This window comes from Mycolicibacterium pulveris, assembly GCF_010725725.1.
Lineage (GTDB): Bacteria > Actinomycetota > Actinomycetes > Mycobacteriales > Mycobacteriaceae > Mycobacterium > Mycobacterium pulveris.
Genome location: NZ_AP022599.1, coordinates 2,579,422 through 2,601,800, shown reverse-complemented (window position 1 = coordinate 2,601,800; position 22,379 = coordinate 2,579,422). Strand labels below are relative to the sequence as shown.

Annotated in this window: 18 protein-coding genes; 13 read left to right on the top strand and 5 right to left on the bottom strand. The window is 66.6% G+C overall.

From position 1 onward, the window contains the following. Nucleotide 1: 1 nt before the first annotated feature. The 4 genes from G6N28_RS12525 to G6N28_RS12510 form a co-directional block, all read right to left on the bottom strand. On the bottom strand, nucleotides 2-1,933 hold the full coding sequence (locus G6N28_RS12525; RefSeq protein ID WP_163900694.1) for a proton-conducting transporter transmembrane domain-containing protein: 1,932 nt from the start codon (nucleotides 1,931-1,933) through the stop codon (nucleotides 2-4). Between the two features lie 29 nt (nucleotides 1,934-1,962). After that, nucleotides 1,963-2,442 (bottom strand): NADH-quinone oxidoreductase subunit B family protein, encoded by a 480-nt coding sequence (locus G6N28_RS12520; RefSeq protein ID WP_163900692.1) that lies wholly within the window; start codon nucleotides 2,440-2,442, stop codon nucleotides 1,963-1,965. Further along, nucleotides 2,442-2,777, bottom strand: coding sequence for a lsr2/espR transcriptional regulator (locus G6N28_RS12515; RefSeq protein ID WP_163900690.1), 336 nt, complete (start codon nucleotides 2,775-2,777; stop codon nucleotides 2,442-2,444). Before G6N28_RS12515 ends, G6N28_RS12520 begins: the two co-directional genes overlap by 1 nt. An 81-nt stretch (nucleotides 2,778-2,858) precedes the next feature. After that, the gene (locus G6N28_RS12510) at nucleotides 2,859-3,554 is read right to left on the bottom strand and encodes a potassium channel family protein (protein WP_163906181.1); all 696 of its coding nucleotides are present in this window, start codon (nucleotides 3,552-3,554) and stop codon (nucleotides 2,859-2,861) included. 142 nt (nucleotides 3,555-3,696) lie between these two features. Here G6N28_RS12510 and G6N28_RS12505 point away from each other — a divergent pair, with 142 nt between their 5' ends. From G6N28_RS12505 to G6N28_RS12445, 13 genes are all read left to right on the top strand, one after another. Next, nucleotides 3,697-5,193, top strand: a complete 1,497-nt coding sequence (locus G6N28_RS12505) for a potassium/proton antiporter (RefSeq protein WP_163900688.1) — start codon at nucleotides 3,697-3,699, stop codon at nucleotides 5,191-5,193. A 20-nt stretch (nucleotides 5,194-5,213) separates the two neighbouring features. Next, nucleotides 5,214-6,068 (top strand): LLM class F420-dependent oxidoreductase, encoded by an 855-nt coding sequence (locus tag G6N28_RS12500; protein ID WP_163900686.1) that lies wholly within the window; start codon nucleotides 5,214-5,216, stop codon nucleotides 6,066-6,068. A gap of 709 nt (nucleotides 6,069-6,777) precedes the next feature. Continuing rightward, nucleotides 6,778-7,551 carry a hypothetical protein gene (locus G6N28_RS12495; protein ID WP_163900684.1) on the top strand — a complete coding sequence of 258 codons (774 nt, stop codon included), beginning with the start codon at nucleotides 6,778-6,780 and terminating at the stop codon, nucleotides 7,549-7,551. Between the two features lie 155 nt (nucleotides 7,552-7,706). After that, on the top strand, nucleotides 7,707-8,624 hold the full coding sequence (locus G6N28_RS12490) for an ESX-1 system-associated protein (RefSeq protein WP_235674554.1): 918 nt from the start codon (nucleotides 7,707-7,709) through the stop codon (nucleotides 8,622-8,624). Nucleotides 8,625-8,927: 303 nt separating this feature from the next. Then, a complete protein-coding gene (locus tag G6N28_RS27065; RefSeq protein ID WP_235674813.1) occupies nucleotides 8,928-10,982 on the top strand; it encodes an EspK C-terminal domain-containing protein in 2,055 nt (684 codons plus the stop codon). Between the two features lie 59 nt (nucleotides 10,983-11,041). Further along, the gene (locus tag G6N28_RS27280; protein WP_163900680.1) at nucleotides 11,042-12,730 is read left to right on the top strand and encodes an HNH endonuclease signature motif containing protein; all 1,689 of its coding nucleotides are present in this window, start codon (nucleotides 11,042-11,044) and stop codon (nucleotides 12,728-12,730) included. 269 nt (nucleotides 12,731-12,999) lie between these two features. Next, nucleotides 13,000-14,178, top strand: coding sequence for a zinc-dependent alcohol dehydrogenase (locus G6N28_RS12475; protein ID WP_163900677.1), 1,179 nt, complete (start codon nucleotides 13,000-13,002; stop codon nucleotides 14,176-14,178). 17 nt (nucleotides 14,179-14,195) lie between these two features. Beyond that, nucleotides 14,196-15,677 (top strand): aminotransferase class I/II-fold pyridoxal phosphate-dependent enzyme, encoded by a 1,482-nt coding sequence (locus G6N28_RS12470; RefSeq protein WP_163900675.1) that lies wholly within the window; start codon nucleotides 14,196-14,198, stop codon nucleotides 15,675-15,677. Between the two features lie 83 nt (nucleotides 15,678-15,760). Further along, nucleotides 15,761-17,605, top strand: coding sequence for a hypothetical protein (locus G6N28_RS12465; RefSeq protein WP_163900673.1), 1,845 nt, complete (start codon nucleotides 15,761-15,763; stop codon nucleotides 17,603-17,605). After that, the gene (locus G6N28_RS12460; protein WP_163896471.1) at nucleotides 17,602-17,769 is read left to right on the top strand and encodes a hypothetical protein; all 168 of its coding nucleotides are present in this window, start codon (nucleotides 17,602-17,604) and stop codon (nucleotides 17,767-17,769) included. The genes G6N28_RS12465 and G6N28_RS12460 overlap by 4 nt, the downstream gene beginning before the upstream one ends. Next, nucleotides 17,753-18,172, top strand: coding sequence for a hypothetical protein (locus G6N28_RS12455; protein WP_163906178.1), 420 nt, complete (start codon nucleotides 17,753-17,755; stop codon nucleotides 18,170-18,172). The genes G6N28_RS12460 and G6N28_RS12455 overlap by 17 nt, the downstream gene beginning before the upstream one ends. Next, entirely contained in the window at nucleotides 18,169-19,467 is a 1,299-nt protein-coding gene (locus tag G6N28_RS12450; RefSeq protein ID WP_163900671.1) for a hypothetical protein, read from the top strand. Before G6N28_RS12455 ends, G6N28_RS12450 begins: the two co-directional genes overlap by 4 nt. A 20-nt stretch (nucleotides 19,468-19,487) precedes the next feature. Continuing rightward, nucleotides 19,488-20,039, top strand: coding sequence for an isochorismatase family protein (locus G6N28_RS12445; RefSeq protein ID WP_163900669.1), 552 nt, complete (start codon nucleotides 19,488-19,490; stop codon nucleotides 20,037-20,039). On the opposite strand, the gene metE is transcribed toward G6N28_RS12445, so the two are convergent. After that, nucleotides 20,032-22,314: a 5-methyltetrahydropteroyltriglutamate--homocysteine S-methyltransferase gene (metE, locus tag G6N28_RS12440; protein ID WP_163900667.1), complete on the bottom strand. Its 2,283-nt coding sequence runs from the start codon at nucleotides 22,312-22,314 to the stop codon at nucleotides 20,032-20,034. The genes G6N28_RS12445 and metE overlap by 8 nt on opposite strands. Nucleotides 22,315-22,379: the final 65 nt, after the last annotated feature.

Below are 22,379 nucleotides of genomic sequence, written 5' to 3'. Positions count from 1 at the left end.
CTCATTTGGCCACCACCAGGATTATCAGCACACCCAGCGCGCCGTAGGCGAGGTAGAGGTGGACGCTGCCGGTGTGTGCGCGACGGACCACCGCGGCGACGGCCGCCACCGCGCGCACGACCGGTGTGTAGAGCCGCTCCTCGATCGCGTCGCCGATCCGGTTCCGGTACGTGACGCGGTCGGCCATGTACCGCGACTCAGCGGTCGGGGTGACCTCGATGGCGGTGTCGGGCCGAAGGACGTCGTCGAACACCCGCTGCAGCGGTTCGGCGAACGACGTTGCGGTGTATTGCATTCGGGCGGTCAGATCGCCCGCGCCGCACGCCCACAACGGTAGCCGTTCGGCGGCGGGTCGGCGGCGGGATCGCCACTGGCTGGCCACCACCACGGCCAGGATTGCGAGCACGAGCGCGCCGGCGATCACCGCGGGCGCAAGCGATCCCGGAACACCAGGAAGTTGGATCAGAATGCCGAAATCGGTGAAGTCGACACTCTTCGCGGCCGGCAGCGTCTCGAGCACACGTCTCAGTGCGGGCGCGACCAACCCCGGCAGTACGGCGATCATCGCGCAGCCGACGGCCGCGATGGTCATGGCGACGACCATCGTGCGCGGGGATTCCTTTGCCGCGGACGCTGGTTCGGAACGCGGCCGGGCCAGGAAGCCGATGCCGAACGCCTTGACCATGGTGGCCACCCCGAGGCCCGCCGTCAACGCGACCGCCCCCATGGCCAGCGGGCCCATCAGCGAGACCACCACGTCGTTGCCCGGTGCGCGGATCAGCGACTGCAGCAGCAGCCACTCGCTGACGAACCCGGCGCCGAGCGGCAACCCGGACGCCCCGAGGGCCGCCACGCCGAAAAGCGCGGTCGTCGCAGGCATCCGCCGCGCCAACCCGCCGAGCCGGTCGAGATCACGCAGCCCGGTCACGGACAGCACCGACCCCGCGGCCAAGAACGCCAGGCACTTGAACGCCGCGTGCGCGAGCAGATGCAGCACGGCCGCGGTCATCGCGATCGTCGCAGGCGCGCCCGCACCGGCGTCGGCGAACAACGTCGCCGCACCCAGCCCCAAGGTGATCAGACCCATGTTTTCGGTCGTCGAATACGCAAGCAGCCGTTTGAGATCCGTCGCCACCGAAGCCTGCAGCACGCCGTAGAGCGCCGACGCCGCCCCGACGGCCAGCAGCGTCAGCGCCCACCAGCGGGGTCCAGGTCCGAGCAGCTGCAGGTCGATGCGCACGATGCCGTAAATGCCGAGGCTCACCATCGCCGCGCTCATCAACGCCGACACCGGGCTCGGCGCTTCGGGGTGGGCCCGCGGCAACCAGGCGTGCAGCGGTACCAGACCGGCCTTCGAGCCGAAGCCGGCGAGCGTGAGCAGGAAGACCGTCGTCCGCGTGCCTTCGGACATACCGCCCAGGTCCGCGAAGCGGTCCGCGCCGCCCGCCGCGGACAGCACCATGAGGCCGACCAGGATCGCGACGAACCCGAGTTGGGTCATCACCGCGTAAACCAGTGCCGCCGAACGCACCCGGGGCCGGGTGTGGTCGGTGAGCACCAGGACCAGCGAGGCGATGGCCATCAGCTCCCAGGCGAACAAGAACGTCGTCACCGAACCCGCCGCGGGCACCAGCAGCATGGCGGCCACGAACAGGGGAAGCACGGTCATCGCGGTGCGGCTCAGCTCGTGTGCGTATCCGATCGCGTAGATTCCGACCGGCACCGCGACCGCGCCGGTCAACGCCATGAAGAACCCGCCGAGCGGATCAAGGTGCAGCTGCACCCCGGCCAACGGCAGCAACCAGCCGATGCGCACGTCACGGGCGGGGCCGAACACGGCGATCAGGCCCAGCCACACCCCGATGGCGCCGACGGCCGAGGTGCTCAGTCCTGTGGTGACACTGAAGCCGCTGCGGGACACCGATTTTCGCATGCTCCCTGATGGAGCCGCCAGCGTAGCGGTCACTTGCCGGTCACCGATCGCAGAGCGGCGACGATCTGATCGGGGGTGGGCGGACAGCCCGGTATCTCGACGTCGACAGGCACCACGTCGCCGACCGCACCGACCACCCCGTAGGCGTCAGCGAAGACGCCCCGGTTCAGGGCGCAGTCACCACACGCGATGACAACCCGCGGTTTGGGGGTGGCCTCGACGGTGTTGCGAAGTGGTTCGGCCATGTTGCGGGTGACGACGCCGGTGACCAGCAGGGCGTCGGCGTGCCGAGGGGAGGCCACCAGGCGTGCCCCGTACTGCTCGGCGTCGTAGAGCGGGCCGAACGCTCCGCCGATCTCCACCTCACAGCCGTTGCAGGAACCCGCGTCGACGTGGCGGATCTGCACCGAACCCCGCACGCCCGCAGGCGGTTCGACCGTCTGCTCCGGTGCCGGCGGTTTCGGCGCGACGATGCGCCCGATGCGAAATATCTTGCGCAGCCAGCTCATTACTCACCCCCGGTGTCGGCACGAAGGTCCTCCAGGACGGCGACACGGTCACTGAGCACCGTGGTCAGCACCTTGCGTGCGACCGCGAGCAGCTCGGCGATGTCCGGTGAGGCGATGGAGTAGATGACGCTGTTGCCCTCCTTGCGGGCCGTCACGACCCCGGCCCGACGTAACACGCCCAGCTGTTGCGACAGGTTCGAGGGTTCCAAGCCGACCTCCGGCTGCAGTTCACCCACGGAGCGGTCCTTTTCGACCAGCAGCTCCAGAATCAGGACACGGGCCGGATGACCGAGGGTCTTGAAAAAATCACCCTTGAGCTTGTAGAGCGGCTCCACCCTGGACTCCTGAAAAAATGACGTTTCGACAAATTTATTAGTTGAAAACTTTATCAGATAGTTCGGAGGCCGGAAAATCGATCAGCCGGCGGGGTGAGCCTGGTCGCCGAGGGGTTCGATGGCGCCCTGAACAAGCGCGGAGACCTGGTTCGCCAGGCCGCCGCCGACGACAAAGAGCATCTCGTCGCCGGCTTCCAGGACATCGTCGGGCGTCGGGACAACAATCCCGCTTTCCCGGATGACGACCGCCAGCGCGCTGTTCTCCAACATCGGCAACTCCGCCATCCGCCGACCCACCAACGGATCCCCTTCGGGCAGCGTCAGTTTGGCCAAGCTGACCTGACCCTGCCGCAGTTCCATCAACCGAATCACATGCCCGATGTCGATCGCGCCCTCAATCGCACCGACCAGGGCCGCCGGTGCGGATACCGCGAGATCGACGCCCCACGCCTCGGTAAACAACCACTGGTTGCGCATGTCGTTGACGCGCGCGATCACCCGGGCCACCCCGAACTCGGTCTTGGCCAGCAGCGACGTGGTCAGGTTCGCTTTGTCGTCGCCCGTCGCGGCGATCACCACATCGCAGGTCTGGATCCCCGCCTCTTGCAGCACCGCCAGCTCGCAGGCGTCGGCCAGCATCCAGTCGGCGTCGGGCACCGTGTGCGGCTCGTAGTGCCCGACTCGGTGCTCGATCAGCAAGACCTTGTGCCCGTAGTCGATCAGCTCCTGGGCGACGGAGCGGCCGACCGCTCCCGCACCCGTGATGCCGATGCGCATCGACCGGCGTTCCTCGGCGCCACTTGACGCTTCGGCGGCGCGCTTCCAGGGGCGGAACACCAGTTCATACTGACTTATCCAACTGCCGTGGTAGGTGTTGACTGCACATCGCACCAGCCACCCGGTCCCGAACGGGGAAGAGATGACGCTGCATCAGCTGTACCTGGTGCTGCTCGCGGGTGGACTCGTGCTGTTGGCCAGTATCGTCGCCACGCGGGCGGCCAGCCGCATCGGCTTACCGAGCCTGCTGCTGTTCTTGGCCGTCGGCGTCATCGTCGGCGAGGACGGGCTGGGACTGCAGTTCGACAACTACCTGCTCGCCGACCATCTGGGCACTGTGGCGCTGGCGATCATCCTCATCGAGGGTGGCCTGACCACCCATTTCGCCGACATCCGCAAGGTTTTGGCGCCCGCGGGCGTGCTGGCCACCGTCGGCGTCGGCGTCACCATGATCGTCACTGCGGCGGGCGCCCATCTCCTGCTGGACATGGACTGGCAACTGGCGTTGCTGCTGGGCGCGATCGTCTCGTCGACCGATGCGGCCGCGGTGTTCTCGGTCCTGCGGGTCGTGCCCCTGCCGCGCCGCGTCGCGGGATTGCTCGAAGCCGAGTCGGGCTTCAACGACGCCCCGGCCGTCATCCTGGTGCTGTTGTTCAGCGCCGCACCGCTGGAACTGTCTCCGGTGCACACGCTCGTGGAGGTGGCCTACGAGTTGGCCGCAGGGGGCGTGATCGGCGTGGTCGCCGGCGTGGTGGGTGCTTTCGGTCTGCGCCGGATCGCGCTTCCCGCTTCCGGGTTGTATCCGCTCGCGGCGTTCGGCCTCGGCATGGTGGCCTTTGCGACGGCGGGCGCGGCACACGCCAGCGGGTTCCTCGCCGCGTACGTGGCTGGACTGGTGCTCGCCAATTCGGGGCTCCCGCACCGCTCGGCTACCCGTTCGTTCGCCGAGGGACTCGCCTGGCTCGCGCAGATCGGCCTGTTCGTGTTGCTCGGTCTGCTGGTGGACCCGGGCGATCTGGCCGCCGAGGTGCTGCCCGCGATCGCCATCGGGCTTGTCCTGTTGTTGATCGCGCGGCCGTTGTCCGTCGCGATCTCACTCGCCGGTTTCCGAATACCTTGGCGCGAACAGCTTTTCGTGTCCTGGGCGGGCCTGCGGGGCGCGGTACCCATCGTGTTGGCGACGTTTCCGATCGTCGGCGGAGTTCCCGACAGCCTTCGGCTGCTCAACATCGTGTTCATCCTCGTCGTGGTGTTCACCCTGGTGCAGGGGCCCAGCCTGGGGCTGGTGGCCCGACGGTTGGGGCTGATTTCGAAGGAGGCCACCCGCGAGATTCAGGTGGAATCGGCTCCGCTAGACGTGCTCGAGGCCGAACTGCTCACGATGACGGTGCACGCACCGTCGCGCCTGCACAATGTCACCGTGCGCGAACTGCGGTTACCCGATCCCAGCGTGATCACGTTGATCATCCGCGACGGACACACGTTCGTGCCACAGCCCGACACCCGGCTCGCGATCGGCGATGAACTGCTCATCGTCACCACGAGCAAGACACGGGAGGCCACCGAACGGAGGCTGCGGGCAGTCAGCCGTCGCGGAAAGCTCGCCCACTGGTTCGACGAGTACGGTGAAGCCGGATAACTGCCACTACGCTCGACGAGGTGCGCTTCGCATTCAAAACCTCCCCGCAGAACACCACTTGGGCGGACATGCTGGCAGTCTGGCAGGCCGCCGACGACATCGAGATCTTTGAGTCCGGTTGGACTTTCGACCACTTCTACCCGATCTTCTCCGACTCGACCGGCCCGTGCATGGAAGGCTGGATCACGCTGACGGCGCTGGCGCAGGCAACCAAGCGCCTGCGGCTCGGGACGCTGGCGACCGGTATTCACTACCGCCATCCGGCGGTCCTCGCCAATATGGCCGCGTCGCTGGACATCATTTCCAACGGCCGACTGGAACTCGGCATCGGGGCAGGCTGGAACGAAGAGGAGTCCGGTGCCTACGGCATCGAGTTGGGCACCATCAAGGAGCGCTTCGATCGTTTCGAGGAAGCCTGCGAGGTGCTCCCCGGGCTGCTGAGCCAGGAGACCACGACGTTCGACGGCAAGTTCTACCAACGCAAAGATGCGCGCAACGAACCGAAGGGGCCGCAGCAGCCGCACCCGCCGATCTGCATCGGCGGCAACGGGGAGAAGCGCACGCTCAAGATCACGGCCAAGTACGCGCAGCACTGGAATTTCGTTGGCGGGCCCCCGGATGTGTTCGCACGCAAACGCGATGTGTTGGCCGCGCACTGCGCGGACATCGGTCGCGATCCCAGCGAGATCATGCTGTCGGCCCATGTCCGGCTGAACCCGGACCACAACTACGGCGAGGTCATCGAGGAGGCCGCGGAGCTGGGGAAAGAGGGCCTGGACCTCGCGATCGTCTACCTGCCACCGCCGCACGATTCCCGGGTTCTGGAGCCGTTGGCGCAAGAGATCAGGACCTCAGGCCTACTCGACGGGCAATGATCACAATCAGGTAACGGCCGGCAAACGAGCGATTCACGACCGGCCGCCACCAAAGGGCCGTGACTGGCGAGTTCGCTAGAAGCCGTACCGAAGGAGTTCGTCGCGGGTGATCAGGCGCTCAGCCTTCGCGGGAAAACCACGGCTCTTCAAGGGATGACGGAAAAGTGACCAGGCGATTCGACTCACCCGTGACCGAGAAAGCGGGTTGAGGTACACGGAACTGACTCCTGTGTCGATATAGGTTGCTGATCAGGGCTCCACCATAACGCAGTGCCCTCTACGAAGCCATTAAATACCGGAGGTCAGGCAAACGGTCCGAGGCGCGCCGAGATATCATCTGATGTTTTTTCTGAGGCAGTTGTGGCTGGTGTGACTACCTGTTGGTTGGATTTTGTCACCTTCGGCGCGCCGCGGCCCACTACTGCCCCATCGCGCTTTAAGCCGTCACATTGTTTGCTGGTGCGCGGGCCTGTGGACGCTATTACTGGCACAGTCCGGGCGTGGGAACGGCTGGACTAGTAACTCTTCTACGTGGCAGTTCACAAGTTCTAGCTGGTAGACCACGGTGTTGTGGGTTGGCGTGGACCGCGCTTCGGGCCTCAAAATTCGTGCAATTGAAGGGGTTGCTGTTCCGGTAGCATTTCCGAGGTGACGCCTGACGGGCTTGCCAATCAACTCGGCGCCGAGATGGCGGCTGTGCGGGGTATCGATGACTGAGACTTTGCGGATCGATGCGCAGCTGGTGCTTGAGGCTGGCAACAGGCTGCAGGCGCTGGCGGCGGCGATCCCGCCTCCGCCGGCCTCGTTCAGTCCATCGGGTGGCGACGCGCTGTCGGTCGCGATTGCGGGCAAGGTGGCCGAAGTGGTGGACCCGGTGCTGGCTCAGTTGCCGGTGACCAAAGAGGAGCTGATGCGCTACGCGCAGAATGTATTGACCGCGGCGGGTATGTACGACGCGGCCGACCGGCAGCTTGCCGAAGAGATTCTGAAGCGCGTGGGCGAGTTGGACGGCGCGCAGACTCAAGCAGGATCCACGAGTGGTGGGGTGGGCGGCGGCTCAGGTGCTGGTGCGGCTGAGCAGGCCGGCCAGATGGGCCAGATGGGCCAGATGATGCAGATGCCAATGCAATTGGCGCAGCAGGCGGCTCAGATTCCGATGCAATTGGCCGGTATGGCAGGCGCGATTCCGGCGGCGATGATGCAGGGGCTGCAGAGTGCCGTGCAGCAGGTCGGTCAGGTGTCGGAGATGGCGGGCACGGAGGATGACCTGAAATACGAAGGGCGCGAGTCGGTTTCGGAGTCGACGACGGACGAAGAGCTGCCAGAGGCAGAGGAACCCCGGGTCGAGGTAGCGGCGCCGGGCACCGGTGGTGAGCGGACGCCGGGGGCGCCGGTACAGGAGGTGGAACCGCAGGCGCCGGAGGTGCCACCGAAGCCAGCGCCGACGCGCCCGGCTGAGGCGGCGCCGGAGATTGCACTGTGAGTCATCCGCCGCCCGGGGGTCCGCCGTATCCTCCGCAGCAGCCGCCGTGGCCACCGCAGCAGCAATGGGCACCGGGCCCGCCGCCAAAGAAGCGGGGCAACGGCTGGAAGTGGGCACTGGGAGCCGTAGCATTGCTAGCGGTCATCGGAGTGACCGTGGCAGTGACGATTTCGGTGACGAAGGACGACGGCAGCGACGACTCGAATTCGTCGGCCAACACATTTAGCCTAGCGAGCGCCGACGACAAAGGCCCCGCCAACGTCATCACCGAAGACCCGACGTGCGCAGCGTGGACACCGATCAACAGCACGCTTGCTCAGGCGCAACATAACGGATGGGACAGCATCGACCGTTCCATCTCCGCCGAGCAATGGACAACCGAACAGCGCACGCAGTACGACGCGGTGGGGCGGGCCATGATCGCAGCAGCAGACCAATCGACACGGCTGGTCGAGATCACACCTCATCGCGTGATCCGCAAACTCTACGAGCAGTTCATTGCATATGCGCGCGCTTACGGAAACGCCATTCCCACTTACGAGCCCGTCGACAATTATCTAGCCATCGTCGCTGCTGACACATCGTCGGCTTTGGCGAACTTGTGTGCCGCGATCACCTACGGCACTGCTCAAGCGTGGGCGCCTCTGCTTCCAGCTCCCGATCCACCATCTCGAATTGCAGCGATTCAGAATCCCAACAACCCGGAACAGTTCTTAACAGCGCCGGATCCAACATGCGGGGAGTGGGAAGGCTTACTACGTCGGTTCCAAGCTGACACCACCGCTTGGGGCACAATCGACGCGAGTAAACCTTTTGCTGAATGGAATCCGGAGCAGCGCTCGGTTGCCGATTCACTTAAGACAGTGATTAGCACATTCGCCGATGACGTAGAGGATCTGGGTCGCCGTAGCGAGAGCGCAACACTGGAGGATTTCGCAGTCCTCGCTGCGCAGTACCGCCGTGCGTTTGTCGAAGCGCTGCCTACTTACACGTCAGCCGATTCTTACCTCTCTGGAGTGGCTGTCGACCTCACCAACGCGATATTCGATGCATGCAAGGCGGCGGGTGCGTAATGGAGCAAAGGACGGTTGAGCCATCCAGTCTTACTGCCCCTAAACGTGCACGGCGGCTGGTTGGCTGGCCATGGCGCACAACGACATCGCGATGGTCGCCGCACAGTCTTAACGATCCCTTCATCGAGTGCGCGTGACTTAACGATGGGTATCTCGCGACCAAACGATCCGTACGGGATGGCAGCGCCACCGGCATGGCCTGACGTAGACGAAGATGTACTGCACGCATGCGCAGATGCAATCGGCATAGTCTCGAATACTCTTGGCGCACAGCTTGATGCCGCAAGACAAGAACGCAGTGCAATGTTCGGCGGAGTCGGCCTCTGGTCAGGGGGAGGGGCGATATCCGCTAACGCTGCGCTCGATAAGCGGATCGCCGATATACAGGCGGTCAAGGGCAAGCTCGACGCCTCCGAACAGCTCTATCGTGACAGCGTCATCTCTGTGACGAGTGCGAAGAACGGCATCATCGATAACGTCGATCTCGCACACGAATTGATTGACATCATTCTGCGTGGAGATGGCTTGGAGTCGGAGAAGAAGTCGGCAGTCGATGCGGTCGTGGAATCAACCCGTAACGAGAACCTCGACATCGTCGCTTTGGCGGCTTCGCTCGTCTCGGGGAAGGCATCGCCATCTATCGACAGCATAAATGGCACAGCAGGCAACGAGTCCCAACTTGGCGCTGCAGCCGACACTTCAGGCACTCGAGTCGTTCTCGTTAGCCATTTGTCCGGTGTCGGCGGAGATGAGTTGAAAACCACGCCACCGGTATTGACGCGTACACCACCACCTAACGCTCTGCCGGCAGATGGCGCCCTGGCGGGCGTCGGCGGGAAGGAAGTGCACACAAACCTGCCGCCCAAAGTGCCGGCCGAAGACTCTGGCCCCGTACCTTCCCGTAGTGGTTTGTCGGGTGTGGGTGGCGACGAAGTTGTGGCTGATCCGTCGCCGCCCATCCCACCGGAAGCCGGCCCAGGCGCTCCTATTGAAGTGGCCCCTGTAGCACCCGTAATCCCCAGCACCCCAGGCGCTTCCGTCGCACCATCCGCGCCCAGCGTCGGCACATCGGCGAGTCCGTTGTCGAGCACATCGGCACCATCGACGTCCACCTCCAGCCCGCCGATCACCTCGAATCCTGCTGCAGCAGCGGCTAATCAACAGACACAGCTCGTGGAGTTTCAACGCTCGATGGCGGATGCCGCGGCGAAAACCGCAGCGCAGACGTCGATTCCACCTCCACAGCCAGCCGCAGCTCCGATGGGGGCCGCGCCCACCGCTCAACCGCTCAATGCACCCCTGGTAGCCGATACTCCGACGGCAACCCCTCCACCCGCACCAACCTCGCCTGCCAGCGCCGGCGCTGGCGTCACCGCCCCGGCGCCCCTCACACCCGCGCCCGGCAGCGGTGCCGCGCCGGGAGGTGCTGTCCCGTTGGGTCCACCGCCGACGCCTCCACCGGCGGCACCCGCTACTCCGGCAACTGCCGGGCCCAGCGTCGCTCCGGCTGCGGCCGCAGCGGGTTCGAGCACTGTCGGTGCGCCCGCACCGGTACCGGTATCGGCGGCACGTGCACAGCGTGAGGCCATCGCTGCCGCGACACTACGGCGACCCTCGGCAACTGATCCGGTCCAAGTCGCCCATCGCATCGCCGCAGCTCTCAACCTGGGGATCAACGATATCGGGTTCTTTTGGATCACCGGCCTCGCCAAGGATGGCACCATCGTCGTCGCCAACAACTACGGACTGGGCTACATACCCGAGGGCGTCAACCTGCCGGACCCGGTGAAAATGGCGTCAGCAGATGAGTCCATCCCGGCTACCATCCGCGGCACCTGGGCTACGTATCCGATTCTGGCGCTGCATGGTTGGGCACAGCACCACAACACTGAACTGCGAGCGGTCATCGCCACCGAGGACCAGTTCAAGGGCTTCGATCCCGGCGCACCCAAAATTGTTCTGCGGCCCGACGACATACCGCAGAGCGGCGAAATGAAAGGCCGTCGCCGCTTGCAGGTGATCGCCGCCGATGCCGCAACTAGGCTCGCCGCCATTAGCGGCGGTGGCCTGTCCGACGTATTGCCTCCAGCGCCCACAGACACCGAAGCGCCCCAAGATCAACGCGCGGAGTTGTGGTTCGAAGTATTTCGACCGCTCCTTAGCAATGCGCCCGACCGCGGACAGGTTCAGCTGGCAGCCTTTGTCACCTACGCGGAGCATGCCCAGGAGTTGGCGCTCCACGACGCGCACATCGCAACCGATGAAGCCAGCCAACGTGCCGCGATCGCCGATTGGATCTATTGGCAACACCTGAGCGTCCTGTCGGCGGACGCGATCGCTGCAAGTGCCAGCGTCTGAAACGAACCCTGTACGACGGCGCGCCCATTTTGTCGGACCTCTCTGGCAGTATCGAACGTATGTTCGGTTCGGAGTTTCGGTCGGTCGAGGAGGCCGATCTGGTAGCTGAGATCCAGGCCTGCACCCGTGCGGAGGCCCAGGCCGCGGCGCGGCGGCTGGCCGCGGTCGGGGAGCTGGCCGCGCGTGCCACCGAACCCGAAGACGACGAACGCCAACAGTGGTTGGTGGATCTGTGGGCGTGCGCGGCCGCCGAAGTGTCCGCGGCCATGGGCATCAGCCATCACCGCGCCAAACAACAACTGGCCATCGGGCTGAGCCTGCGCGACCGGCTACCCAAGGTCGCCGCCCTGTTCAGCGCCGGGGCCATCAGCGCGGCGTTGGTGTCCACCATCACCTGGCGCACCCACCTGGTGATCAGCGCCGAGTTGGCCGCCCGTATCGATGCCGCGATCGCCCAGCACGCCCGCGGGTGGGGCGCGCTATCCCAGCAGCGCCTGGACTTGGCCATCGACGCCATCGTGGAAACCCATGACCCCGATGCCCGGCGACGCTTTCATGAAGCCGCGCGCAACTGCGATGTGCAGATCGGCAAGCCCGATGACGCCACCGGCACCGCCTCCGTCTACGGCCGGCTGACCGCCCCCGACGCCGCGCTGCTACAACAACGCATCCGCGAGCTGAGCACCAGCGTGTGCGAGGCGGATCCGCGCAGCGCCGGCCAACGCCGCGCCGCCGCCCTCGGCGCGATCGCCGCCGGCGCCGACCAACTAGCCTGCCACTGCAACAGCCCACAGTGCCCACGCGCCGGGGCCCCCGACCCCCGCGCCACCGCCATCGTCATCCACGCCATCACCACCACCCCCACCAAGACCACCGCCAGCTCCCGCACCGCTACCAACACCGAAGACGTCGATGGGTCTGAGAACACCACCGCCAAGCCCGAATCGCGCAGACCCGATCCACCCACCCCCACCGACGAACCCACACCACCGGCCAACGACGAGCCGCCGGTCAACGACGAGCCACCACCACGGCCGGTCGACGACGAGCCGCCACCCTCGGTGGACTATGAGCCGCCACCTCCGGTGGATGATGAGCCCACCGCGGATGCGTCGGCGACACCAAATCCACCGGCCGGCGGGTCGGTCGATGAGCCCGAACCGGGCGCTGCGGCGGCGATCATCCTCGGCGGTGGCGGGGTGATCCCCCCAGCATTGTTGGCCGAACTAGTCGCCAACGGCGCCACCGTGCGCAACGTGTATCGCCCCGAGGACATCGCCGACCCCGGCTATCGACCCCCGCGGGCCTGCCAACGCTTCATCCGCATGCGCGATCTGACCTGTCGCTTCCCCGGCTGTGACCGCCCCGCCCAACACTGCGACATCGACCACACCATCCCCTACCCGACCGGGCGCACCCACCCCTCCAACACCAAATGCTTATGCCGCCTACATCACTTGCTCAAAACGTTCTGCGGCTGGCAAGACACACAGCTTGCTGACGGCACCATCGTGTGGAGAGCCCCCAGCGGACACACCTACACCACCCGCCCGCTCAGCCGCATGCTGTTCCCACACTGGGACACCACCACCGCCGACCTACCCCCACCCGCACACCCACCCCCACCATCTTCAGCCCAACGCCACCTGAAGATGCCCCGCCGACGACGCACCCGCGCCGCCGACACCACCACACGCATCAACACCGAACGCAAGCTCAACGCGGCGACTCCACCGTCGTACCCCTGAGTTCCACGGATGCCCTTCTCCTGACGGCGATTCCCCGAGCATCGCGTTCGCGGAGGCAAGTGCACCACTCACCATGAGGGCGATTCCACAGTCGCACCGCGTCGCACATCCCGCCGCGAAATCTGCGCCACGGTCGCGATCGCCCCGCCGCCACAACCCTGCGGTAGAAATCGACGCCGGACAGGCAACCGAAACGCCTCGCCGGCCGTCAGGTGTTTGGCTTCCGCCTCAACGGGCACGCCTCTAGCACGACTTCGAGGAGGACGCCCATGCGCGCAGTGACCTGGCAAGGCCGACGGAAGGTCTCCGTCGATAACGTGCCCGACCCGACGATCAAGGAACCCAACGACGCGATCATCCGCGTCACCAGCACCAATATCTGCGGGTCGGACCTGCATCTGTACGAAGTGCTCGGCGCGTTCATGAGCGAGGGCGACATCCTCGGGCACGAGGCGATGGGCGTGGTCGAGGAGGTCGGCCGCGATGTCGACGGCTTGAAAGTCGGCGACCGCGTGGTCATCCCGTTCAACATCTCCTGCGGCCACTGCTTCATGTGCGACCAAGGACTGCAGAGCCAATGCGAGACCACCCAGAACCGCGACCAGGGCACCGGCGCCGCCCTCTTCGGCTACTCCAAGCTCTACGGCGAGGTCGCCGGCGGCCAAGCCGAATACCTACGCGTTCCGCAAGCCCAGTACACCCACATCAAGGTGCCCGTCGACGGGCCTGACGAACGCTACGTCTACCTCTCTGATGTGCTGCCCACCGCCTGGCAGGCCGTCGAGTACGCCGCGGTGCCCGACGGCGGCACTCTGGTGGTCCTCGGCCTCGGCCCGATCGGATCCATGGCTTGCCGCATCGCCTCACATCGCAACCGCTGCAAGGTGATCGGCGTGGACTTGGTCGATGAGCGCCTCGACCGGGCCCGCGACTACTGCGAGGAGATCATCGATCTGCGCCACGACGACGCCGACGAGATCGTCAAGAGTCACACCCAGGGCCGCGGTGCCGACTCGGTCATCGATGCCGTCGGGATGGAAGCCCACGGCTCCCCGATCGCCGAAGCCGCGCAGACCGCCAGCGGTTTCCTGCCGTCCCCGGTGGGGCGGGTCGTCATGAAGCACGCCGGCGTCGACCGCCTCGCCGCACTCAACTCCGCGATCTCGCTGGTACGCCGCGGCGGCACCATCTCACTGTCCGGCGTCTACGGCGGCGCAGCCGACCCCATCAACATGATGACGTTGTTCGACAAGCAGATTCAGCTCCGCATGGGCCAGGCCAACGTCAAACGGTGGGTGCCCGACATCATGCCGCTGCTCACCGCCGAGGATCCGCTCGGCGTCGAACAGTTCGCCACCCACCGGCTGCCGCTCGAGGCCGCACCCGGCGCGTACGAAACCTTCCAGAAGAAGGAGGACGGCATGGTCAAGGTGGTGCTCACCCCGTAACTGGGTAACCGGCCGATATGGACCAATCCGAAGCGCCCCTCTTGGATGCTCTGGTCGACTACCGCAAGCGCGACCGCTACGGCTTCACCCCACCCGGTCACCGCCAGGGCCGCGGCGTCGACGACCGCGTGCTCGGCGTGCTCGGCCCCGAAGCCTTCCGGGACGACTTGCTCGCCAACGGCGGCCTCGATGACCGCCGCTCGAGCAACAAGTACCTCCAGCACGCCGAGGAACTGATGGCCGAGGCCGTCGGCGCCGAGGTGGCCTGGTTTTCCACCTGCGGCAGTTCGCTGTCGGTGAAAGCGGCGATGATGGCCGTCGCCGGCGGCCCGGACCAATCCACCGGGTCTTCCGGCGGAAGCCTGATCGTCCCCCGTGACAGTCACAAGTCGATCGTCGCGGGGCTGATCTTCTCCGGCGTGCAACCACGCTGGGTCACCCCGCGCTGGGACGCCCACCAACACATCTCCCATCCGCCGTCACCCGAGGAGTTCGAACGGGCCTGGGACGCCCACCCCGACGCCGCCGGCGCCCTCGTCGTCAGCCCCAGCCCTTACGGCACCTGCGCCGACATCGCCGCGATCGCCCGCGTATGCCACGACCGCGGTAAGCCGCTCATCGTCGACGAGGCATGGGGCGCTCACCTGCCGTTCCACGAGGATCTGCCCACCTGGGCGATGGACGCCGGCGCCGACGTCTGCGTCGTGAGCGTGCACAAGATGGGTGCCGGGTTCGAACAGGGATCGGTCTTCCACCTGCAGGGCGATCTGATCGACCAGACGCGCCTGTCCGCATGCGCCGACCTGCTCATGACCACCAGCCCCAGCGTGCCGATCTACGCCGCCATGGACGGCTGGCGCAGGCAGATGGTCGAGCACGGCCACGATCTCCTCGGCGCCGCAATCGAATTGGTCGGCGGCCTGCGCGACGACATCGAACTCATCCCCGACATCGAGGTCCTCGACGCCGAACTTCTCGGCGTCGAAGCCTCGCACGACCTCGACCGCCTACAAGTGCTGATCGACGTGTCCGGCGCAGGAACATCGGGCTACCAGGCCGCCGACTGGCTACGTGAACACCGTCAGATCGACCTCGGCATGAGCGACCATCGACGCATCCTGGCCACCATGTCGTTCGCCGACGCCAAACCAACCTGCGAACGGCTGCTGGACTCGCTGTGGGCGTGGCGCAAGGCCGCCAACGACCTCGACAAGCCGCCACAGGTGCGCCTGCCCTCGCCCGAGGAGATCGAGTTGGAGACCGTCGAGTTGCCCCGCGACGCGTTCTTCGGCCGCACCGAAGCCGTACCCGCCGACAAGGCAGAGGGCCGCATCGCCGCCGAGCAGATCACCCCCTACCCGCCCGGCATACCCGCCGTCGTCCCGGGTGAGCGGCTCAACATGGCTGTCATCGACTACCTGCGTACCGGCCTGCGGGCCGGGATGAACCTTCCGGACGCCGCCGATCCGTCACTTCAGACCTTCCGGGTGGTGGCCTGATGGAGCCGGGTTTGGCCGTACGGAATTCTGGCAACATTACTGCGGAGTAAGAAGTTTCCTCCGACATCCACCGGGTAGGGCACATGACGGACATGACGGAAATTTCCCTCGTCGCGCAGGACGAGGGCGGCGGTGCCGCACTCAACGAAGTCATCGGCTTGTCGATCTTCGCGGCCGTGGTGACGGCATTGCTGCTGTGGATCGGCTGGCTGCATCGCAGCCGCAAGATCACCTGGCTCACCCGCCTCGCCGACTGGTCGGGACGCCGCTTCAAACGCCCGCCGTGGGTGGCGCTGCCCATCGCGCTGTTCATCACCGCGATCATCTGCGCGCTGTTCGGCTTCATCTGGGACGTCAGCCTGCACATCGGCGCGGGCCGCGACGAGGGCCCGCTGGCCAACCCCGCGCACTACTTCATCCTGGCCGGCCTGTTCTTCATCTTCGTCGCCGGCTGCCTGGCGATGGTGCTGCCCCTCGGCGGACCTGAAGACAAACCCGGCCCGTCGGCGGTCCGGATCACCGATACCTGGTACGCGCCGGTCGGCGGCATCGTGATGGCCGGCTGCGGCTTGTATGCGCTTCTGGGGTTCCCGCTCGACGACGTCTGGCATCGGATCTTCGGTCAGGACGTAACCCTTTGGGGGCCGACACATTTGATGATGATCGGCGGTGCCGGCTTCTCCACCCTTGCGGCCCTGTACCTCGAGCACGAGGGTCGACACGCGATGGGCGACGAAAAGCCCCGCGACGGCATCGGGCTGAAGTTCGTGCAGTACCTGGCCTTCGCCGGGGTCCTCATCGGCATGTCGGTGTACCAGATCGAGTTCGACTTCGGCGTACAACAGTTCCGCCAGGTGTTCCAACCCATGCTGATCGCCGCGGCCGCCGCCTTCGCGCTGGTCGCCGCACGGCTGTTCATGGGGCGCGGGGCGGCCATCCTGGCCGCGCTGCTCGCCATCGGGCTACGCGGCCTGGTCTCCTTTGCGGTCGGGCCGGTGCTCGACGCGCCCAACAGCTGGTTCCCGCTCTACCTCGGTGCGGCCGTCCTCGTGGAGTTGATCGCGCTGACCCCGCTGCTCAAGCGGCCGGTCGTCTTCGGGCTCGTCGGCGGTCTGGCGATCGGCACGGTCGGACTCTGGCTGGAATCGCTGTGGATCAACGCCGTCTATCCGTACCCGTGGCAGACGAGCCTGTGGCCCGAGGCCCTGGTGATGGCGGTGCCCGTGGCGGTGCTCACCGGCGCCTGCGGCGCGCTGCTCGGCATGGTGCTGTGTGATCAGCCGTTGCCTGCACGCGCAATCGGGGTCGGGCTGGTCGCGCTCACAGTCGTCGTCATCGGCGCCGCCACCGCCAACGGGCTACGCTACGACGTGCCCGAAAGCGCAACCGCCACAATCACTCTCACCGAGGCACCGAGCTTGGGTGAGCAGCGGCAGGTGACCGCCGACATTCAGCTCACGCCCGCGAATCTGCTCAGCGACAACCCCAACTGGGTGTCTGTACTGGGCTGGCAGGGCGGCATCGCCAACCAACGCGGCCTGTTCATCGACCACCTGGAAACGGTGGGCCCCGGTCACTTCCGCTCGACCGAGCCGATGCCGGCGTCGGGCTCGTGGAAGACGCTGCTGCGCGTGCACGACGGCAAGACGTTGGCCGCTGTGCCGATCTATCTGGCCGCCGACCCGGGCATCGGTGCGCCGGAGGTGCCCGCCGAGGCGACGACGACGCGCCCGTTCGTCGCCGAGATCACGATCCTGCAGCGCGAGCGCAGCCCCGACATCCCCGAAGCGCTGTGGCTCATCGGCTGCCTGATCGTGCTGTTCTGCACGCTGGTCATGATCGCCGGGGTCACTTGGGGTGCCGGCCGGCTCAACAAGTCCGAACCGAGCGGCAGCGAGGCGGAGTTGCGACCAACGGCCCAGGCGTGACGGTGTCCAACGACCCGAACGTCGTCATCCTCGCCGATCACCCGATCTGGCTCGCCGTGCCGGCCTTCGCCCCGGCGATCGTGGTCGCCGCCGTCGTTGCTTACATAGCGGTGAAGAACCGCCGCAAGCCGCAAACGAAGATGGAGGATCGTGATCAGTCGTAAGGCACTTCTCGTCCTGGCCACCGCCGCTCTCGTCGCCGCCGGATGCAGTTCCGAAGGCAGCGACACCGCGGAGGGCACGTCGCCGCCCGAGTCGACGATCAGCCCGTCGGACATGACCGACCAACAGCGCCCGCCCGACCGCGTCACCCTGGACATCACCATCGAGGGCGGACAGGTCGATCCCACAAACGAACAGCTCGAGGCGAAGGTCGGCCAGCCGATCGTGGTCAGGGTCAACAGCGACGCCCCCGACGAACTGCACGTGCACTCCACCCCCGAGCACACCTTCCAGATCAAGCCCGAACCGGGCCAGCAGTTCCAGTTCACCGTCGACATTCCCGGCCGGGTCGAAGTGGAGCTGCACGACGCGAACAAGATCGTCGCGACCATCCAGGTGCGGTGAGCACCGGCCCGCCGCTGGTCGTGCTCGCGCACGGCCTTGGCGGCTCGACCGATCTGCCGATCCCGTTCACCTACGCACTGATCGGTGCGGCGTGGACGTTGACGTTCACGTTCGCGGTCGTCGCGTTCGCATGGCGCCGATCCCGATTCGATCCCGACAAGCCGGCGCGTCCGTTGCCGCGCTGGGTGACGACGGTGATCGACGCCCCGGTCACTCGGTGGGCCGTCGCGCTGGCCGGGCTGCTGTTCGCCGTATGGGTGGCGGTGGCGTCGATCATCGGGCCGCAGGACGCGGTCAATCCGCTGCCCGGTGTGTTCTACGTGCTGCTGTGGGTGGGTCTGGTGGCGCTGTCGCTGGTGGCCGGGCCGGTGTGGCGGGCGATCTCACCGGTTCGGGCAGTGCACCGGCTGCTGGGCTGGCGCTCGCTGGGCCGCGCCTATCCGGCGGCGCTGGGCTACTGGCCTGCAGCGCTGGGCCTGTTCGCGTTCGTGTGGCTCGAGCTCGCCAGCCCCGACCCCGGATCGCTTGGCGCCATCAGGATTTGGCTACTGATCTATCTGGTCGTCACCTTGGCCGGTGGGCTGCTGTTCGGTCCGCGCTGGTACGGCCGCGCCGACCCGTTCGAGGTGTACAGCATCACTGTGTCGCGGCTGTCGCCGTGGCGGCGCGATCCCCGCACCGGCCTGGTCGCGCTGGGCAACCCGTTCGACAATCTGCCGTCGCTGCCGATCCGGCCCGGCGTCGTCGCGATCTTGGCGGTGCTGCTGGGATCGACGGCGTTCGACAGCTTTTCGGCGCAGCCACGCTGGCGCAACCTCGTCGACGAGTACGCCACGTCCGCCCTGACCGCCACCGCGATCCAGACTGCGGGCCTGCTGCTGTTCATCGGGGTGGTCGCCGCGACGTTCTGGTCGGCGGCCGTCGCGACGGGAGGCGTCGACCGCCCGCAACGCCGTGCGCTGCCCGGGCAGATGGCGCATTCGCTGATCCCGATCGTGATCGGCTACGTGTTCGCGCACTACCTGACCTATCTGGTGGAACGCGGCCAGCAGACGATCATCCTGCTGTTCGGCCTGGATGCTGAGGTCAACTACGTACTGTCCCTTCATCCTTCGCTGCTGGCCACCATCAAGGTCGGCTGCGTGCTGGCCGGCCACGTCGCAGGCGTGATCGCCGCCCACGACCGCGCGCTGCGCCTGCTGCCCGCGGGCCATCAGCTGACCGGTCAGCTGGCGATGATGCTGGTGATGGTCGGCTACACCTTCACCGGGCTGTATCTGCTCTTCGGCGGCTGAATCGGCGCTACGGTTGAAGTATGAAAGCGCTGATCATCGTCGATGTGCAGAACGACTTCTGCGAGGGCGGCTCGCTGGCCGTGACCGGGGGTGCCGAGGTGGCACGCAAGGTGACCCAATTGCTTGCCGACCGGTCCGACTACGCGCACATCGTGGCCACCAAGGACTTTCACATCGACCCGGGCGAGCACTTCTCCGACAACCCCGACTACAAGGTGTCCTGGCCGCGCCACTGCGTCGCCGACACGCCGGGCGCGCAATTCCATCCGGGCTTCGACGCCGGCCCCGTGGAAGCCGTGTTCCGCAAGGGCCACTACTCGGCGGCCTACAGCGGCTTCGAGGGGACCGACGACGACGGCACTCCGCTCGCCGACTGGCTCCGGCAACGCGGTGTCGACGAGGTCGACGTGGTCGGAATCGCCACCGACCACTGTGTGCGGGCCACCGCCGCCGACGCGGCCGAGGCCGGTTTCACCACGCGGGTACTGCTGGACTACACCGCCGGTGTGGCACCGGAAACGACCGAACAAGCCGTCGGGGACCTGCGCGCCGCGGGCGTACAGATCAGCTGATCTCGGCGCGCACCTGGTGTGCGGCCGCCACCATGTTGCGCAGCGACGCGGTCACCTCGTCCGGCTGGCGGGTCTTGAGCCCACAATCCGGGTTGACCCAAAGCCGTTCTGCGGGAACCGCACGCAACGCCTCGCGCAGCTTGTCGGCGATCTCCTCGGTGCTGGGCACCCGCGGTGAGTGGATGTCGTATACGCCGGGCCCGACGCTGTTGGCGAACCCGGCGGCGTTCAGGTCGTCCAACACCTCCATGTGCGACCGTGCCGCTTCGATCGAGGTGACATCGGCGTCGAGATCGGCTATCGCGCCGATGATCTCGCCGAACTCCGAGTAGCACAGGTGAGTGTGGATCTGGGTGGTGTCGCTGACGCCCGAGGTGGCGAGCCGGAACGCGTCCACGGCCCACTTCAGGTAGGCGTCCTGGTCCTTGCTGCGCAGCGGCAACAGCTCCCGGAGCGCGGGCTCGTCCACCTGGATGATCGTGATGCCCGCGGTCTGCAGGTCCACCGTCTCGTCGCGGATCGCCAGCGCCACCTGCGCGGCGGTGTCGGCCAGCGGCTGGTCGTCCCGCACGAACGACCACGCGAGGATGGTCACCGGGCCGGTGAGCATTCCCTTGACCGGCTTGTCGGTCAGCGACTGCGCGTAAATGATCCAGTCCACGGTCATCGGTTTCGGCCGCGCCACGTCGCCGAACAGAATCGGCGGGCGCACGCACCGGCTGCCGTAGGACTGCACCCACCCGTTCTGGGTCGCCAGGAAGCCGTCGAGCTGCTCGGCGAAATACTGCACCATGTCGTTGCGCTCAGGCTCGCCGTGCACCAGCACATCGATGCCTAGTTCTTCCTGAAGCCGGATCACATCGGCGATCTCGGCCTTCATCCGCCGCTCGTATTCGGTGCGGTCGATCTTGCCGGAGCGCAGCTGGGCACGGGCCCCGCGGATGGCCGGCGTCTGCGGATAGGACCCGATGGTCGTCGTCGGCAGAAGCGGCAGGTTCAGCCGCTCGTTCTGCGCGGCCCGCCGCGCCTGGGCGGGTCCCCGCTGGGACCCCGACGCGGTGATCGACGAGATCCGTGACCGCACAGGCTTGTTGGTCAAGCGCGGGTCCGAGCGCCGAGATGCGATCGCTGCGTTGGAGGCGGCGACTTCGGCCTCGATCGCGTCGCGGCCGTCGCGGAGCCCCCGCGCCAGCGTCACCACCTCGGTGACCTTCTCGGCGCCGAACGCCAGCCAGCCGCGCACCGCGGGGTCGATGTCGTCCTCGGCGTCCAGCGAGTAGGGTACGTGCAGCGTCGAGCATGACGTCGAAACCGCCACGCTGCCAGCCGATCCCGACAGCTTGGCCAGTGCAGCCAGCGCGTTCTCCAGATCGGTGCGCCACACGTTGCGGCCGTCGACGACGCCGGCCACCAGTGTCTTGCCTGCCAACTCGGGAACCGCGGCCACCGCGGACACTCCCCCGGCTACCAGGTCGACGCCGATCGCCTCCACCGGGGTGCGGGCCAGCGCGGGCAGTGCGTCGGTGAATTCGCCGAAGTAGGTCGCCACGAACAGCGACGGCCGCCTGGCCACGCGGCCGAGCGTTGCGTACGTGCGGTCCGCCAACTCCGCGACGTTATCCAGAATGTCGGTCACCAACACGGGCTCGTCGAGCTGCACCCAGCCGACACCCTCATCGGCGAGCAGCTGCAGCAGTTCGGCGTAGACGGCGACGAGCTCGTCGAGGCGCTCGATAGGTGCGATCATGTTACTGGGGCCGTCCACCGCTTTCGACAATGCCAGGAACGTGATCGGGCCGACGACGACCGGCCGGGCCGGAACATCAAGCGCGCTGGCTTCTTTCAGCTCGGCCAGCACTTTGGCGGGGTTGAGCGAGAACCGGGTGCCGGGCGCCAGCTCGGGAACGATGTAGTGGTAGTTGGTGTCGAACCACTTGGTCATCTCGAGCGGGGCGATCTCGTCGGTGCCACGGGCCGCCGCGAAGTAGCGGTCGAGATCGTCGGCGATGTCGGCGACGCGTGCCGGAAGCGCACCCAGCATCGCCGCGGTGTCGAGCACGTGGTCGTAGTAGGAGAACGTGTTCACCGGAATGGAGTCCAACCCCGCTGCGGCAAGCGATTCGGCGGTCTGGCGGCGCAGCGTCGCGGCCACGGCTTCGAGTTCGGCCCGCTCGATGCTGCCCGCCCAGTATTTCTCCAGGGCACGCTTGAGTTCCCGGTTCGGGCCGATGCGGGGCGATCCGAGAATGGTGGCGGTGAAAGGTGTTGCGGTCATGCTTCGTCCTCTTTACGGCGTGATGGTCATCGCCGGGGGACGCGTACCGAACGCGGCTACACCGC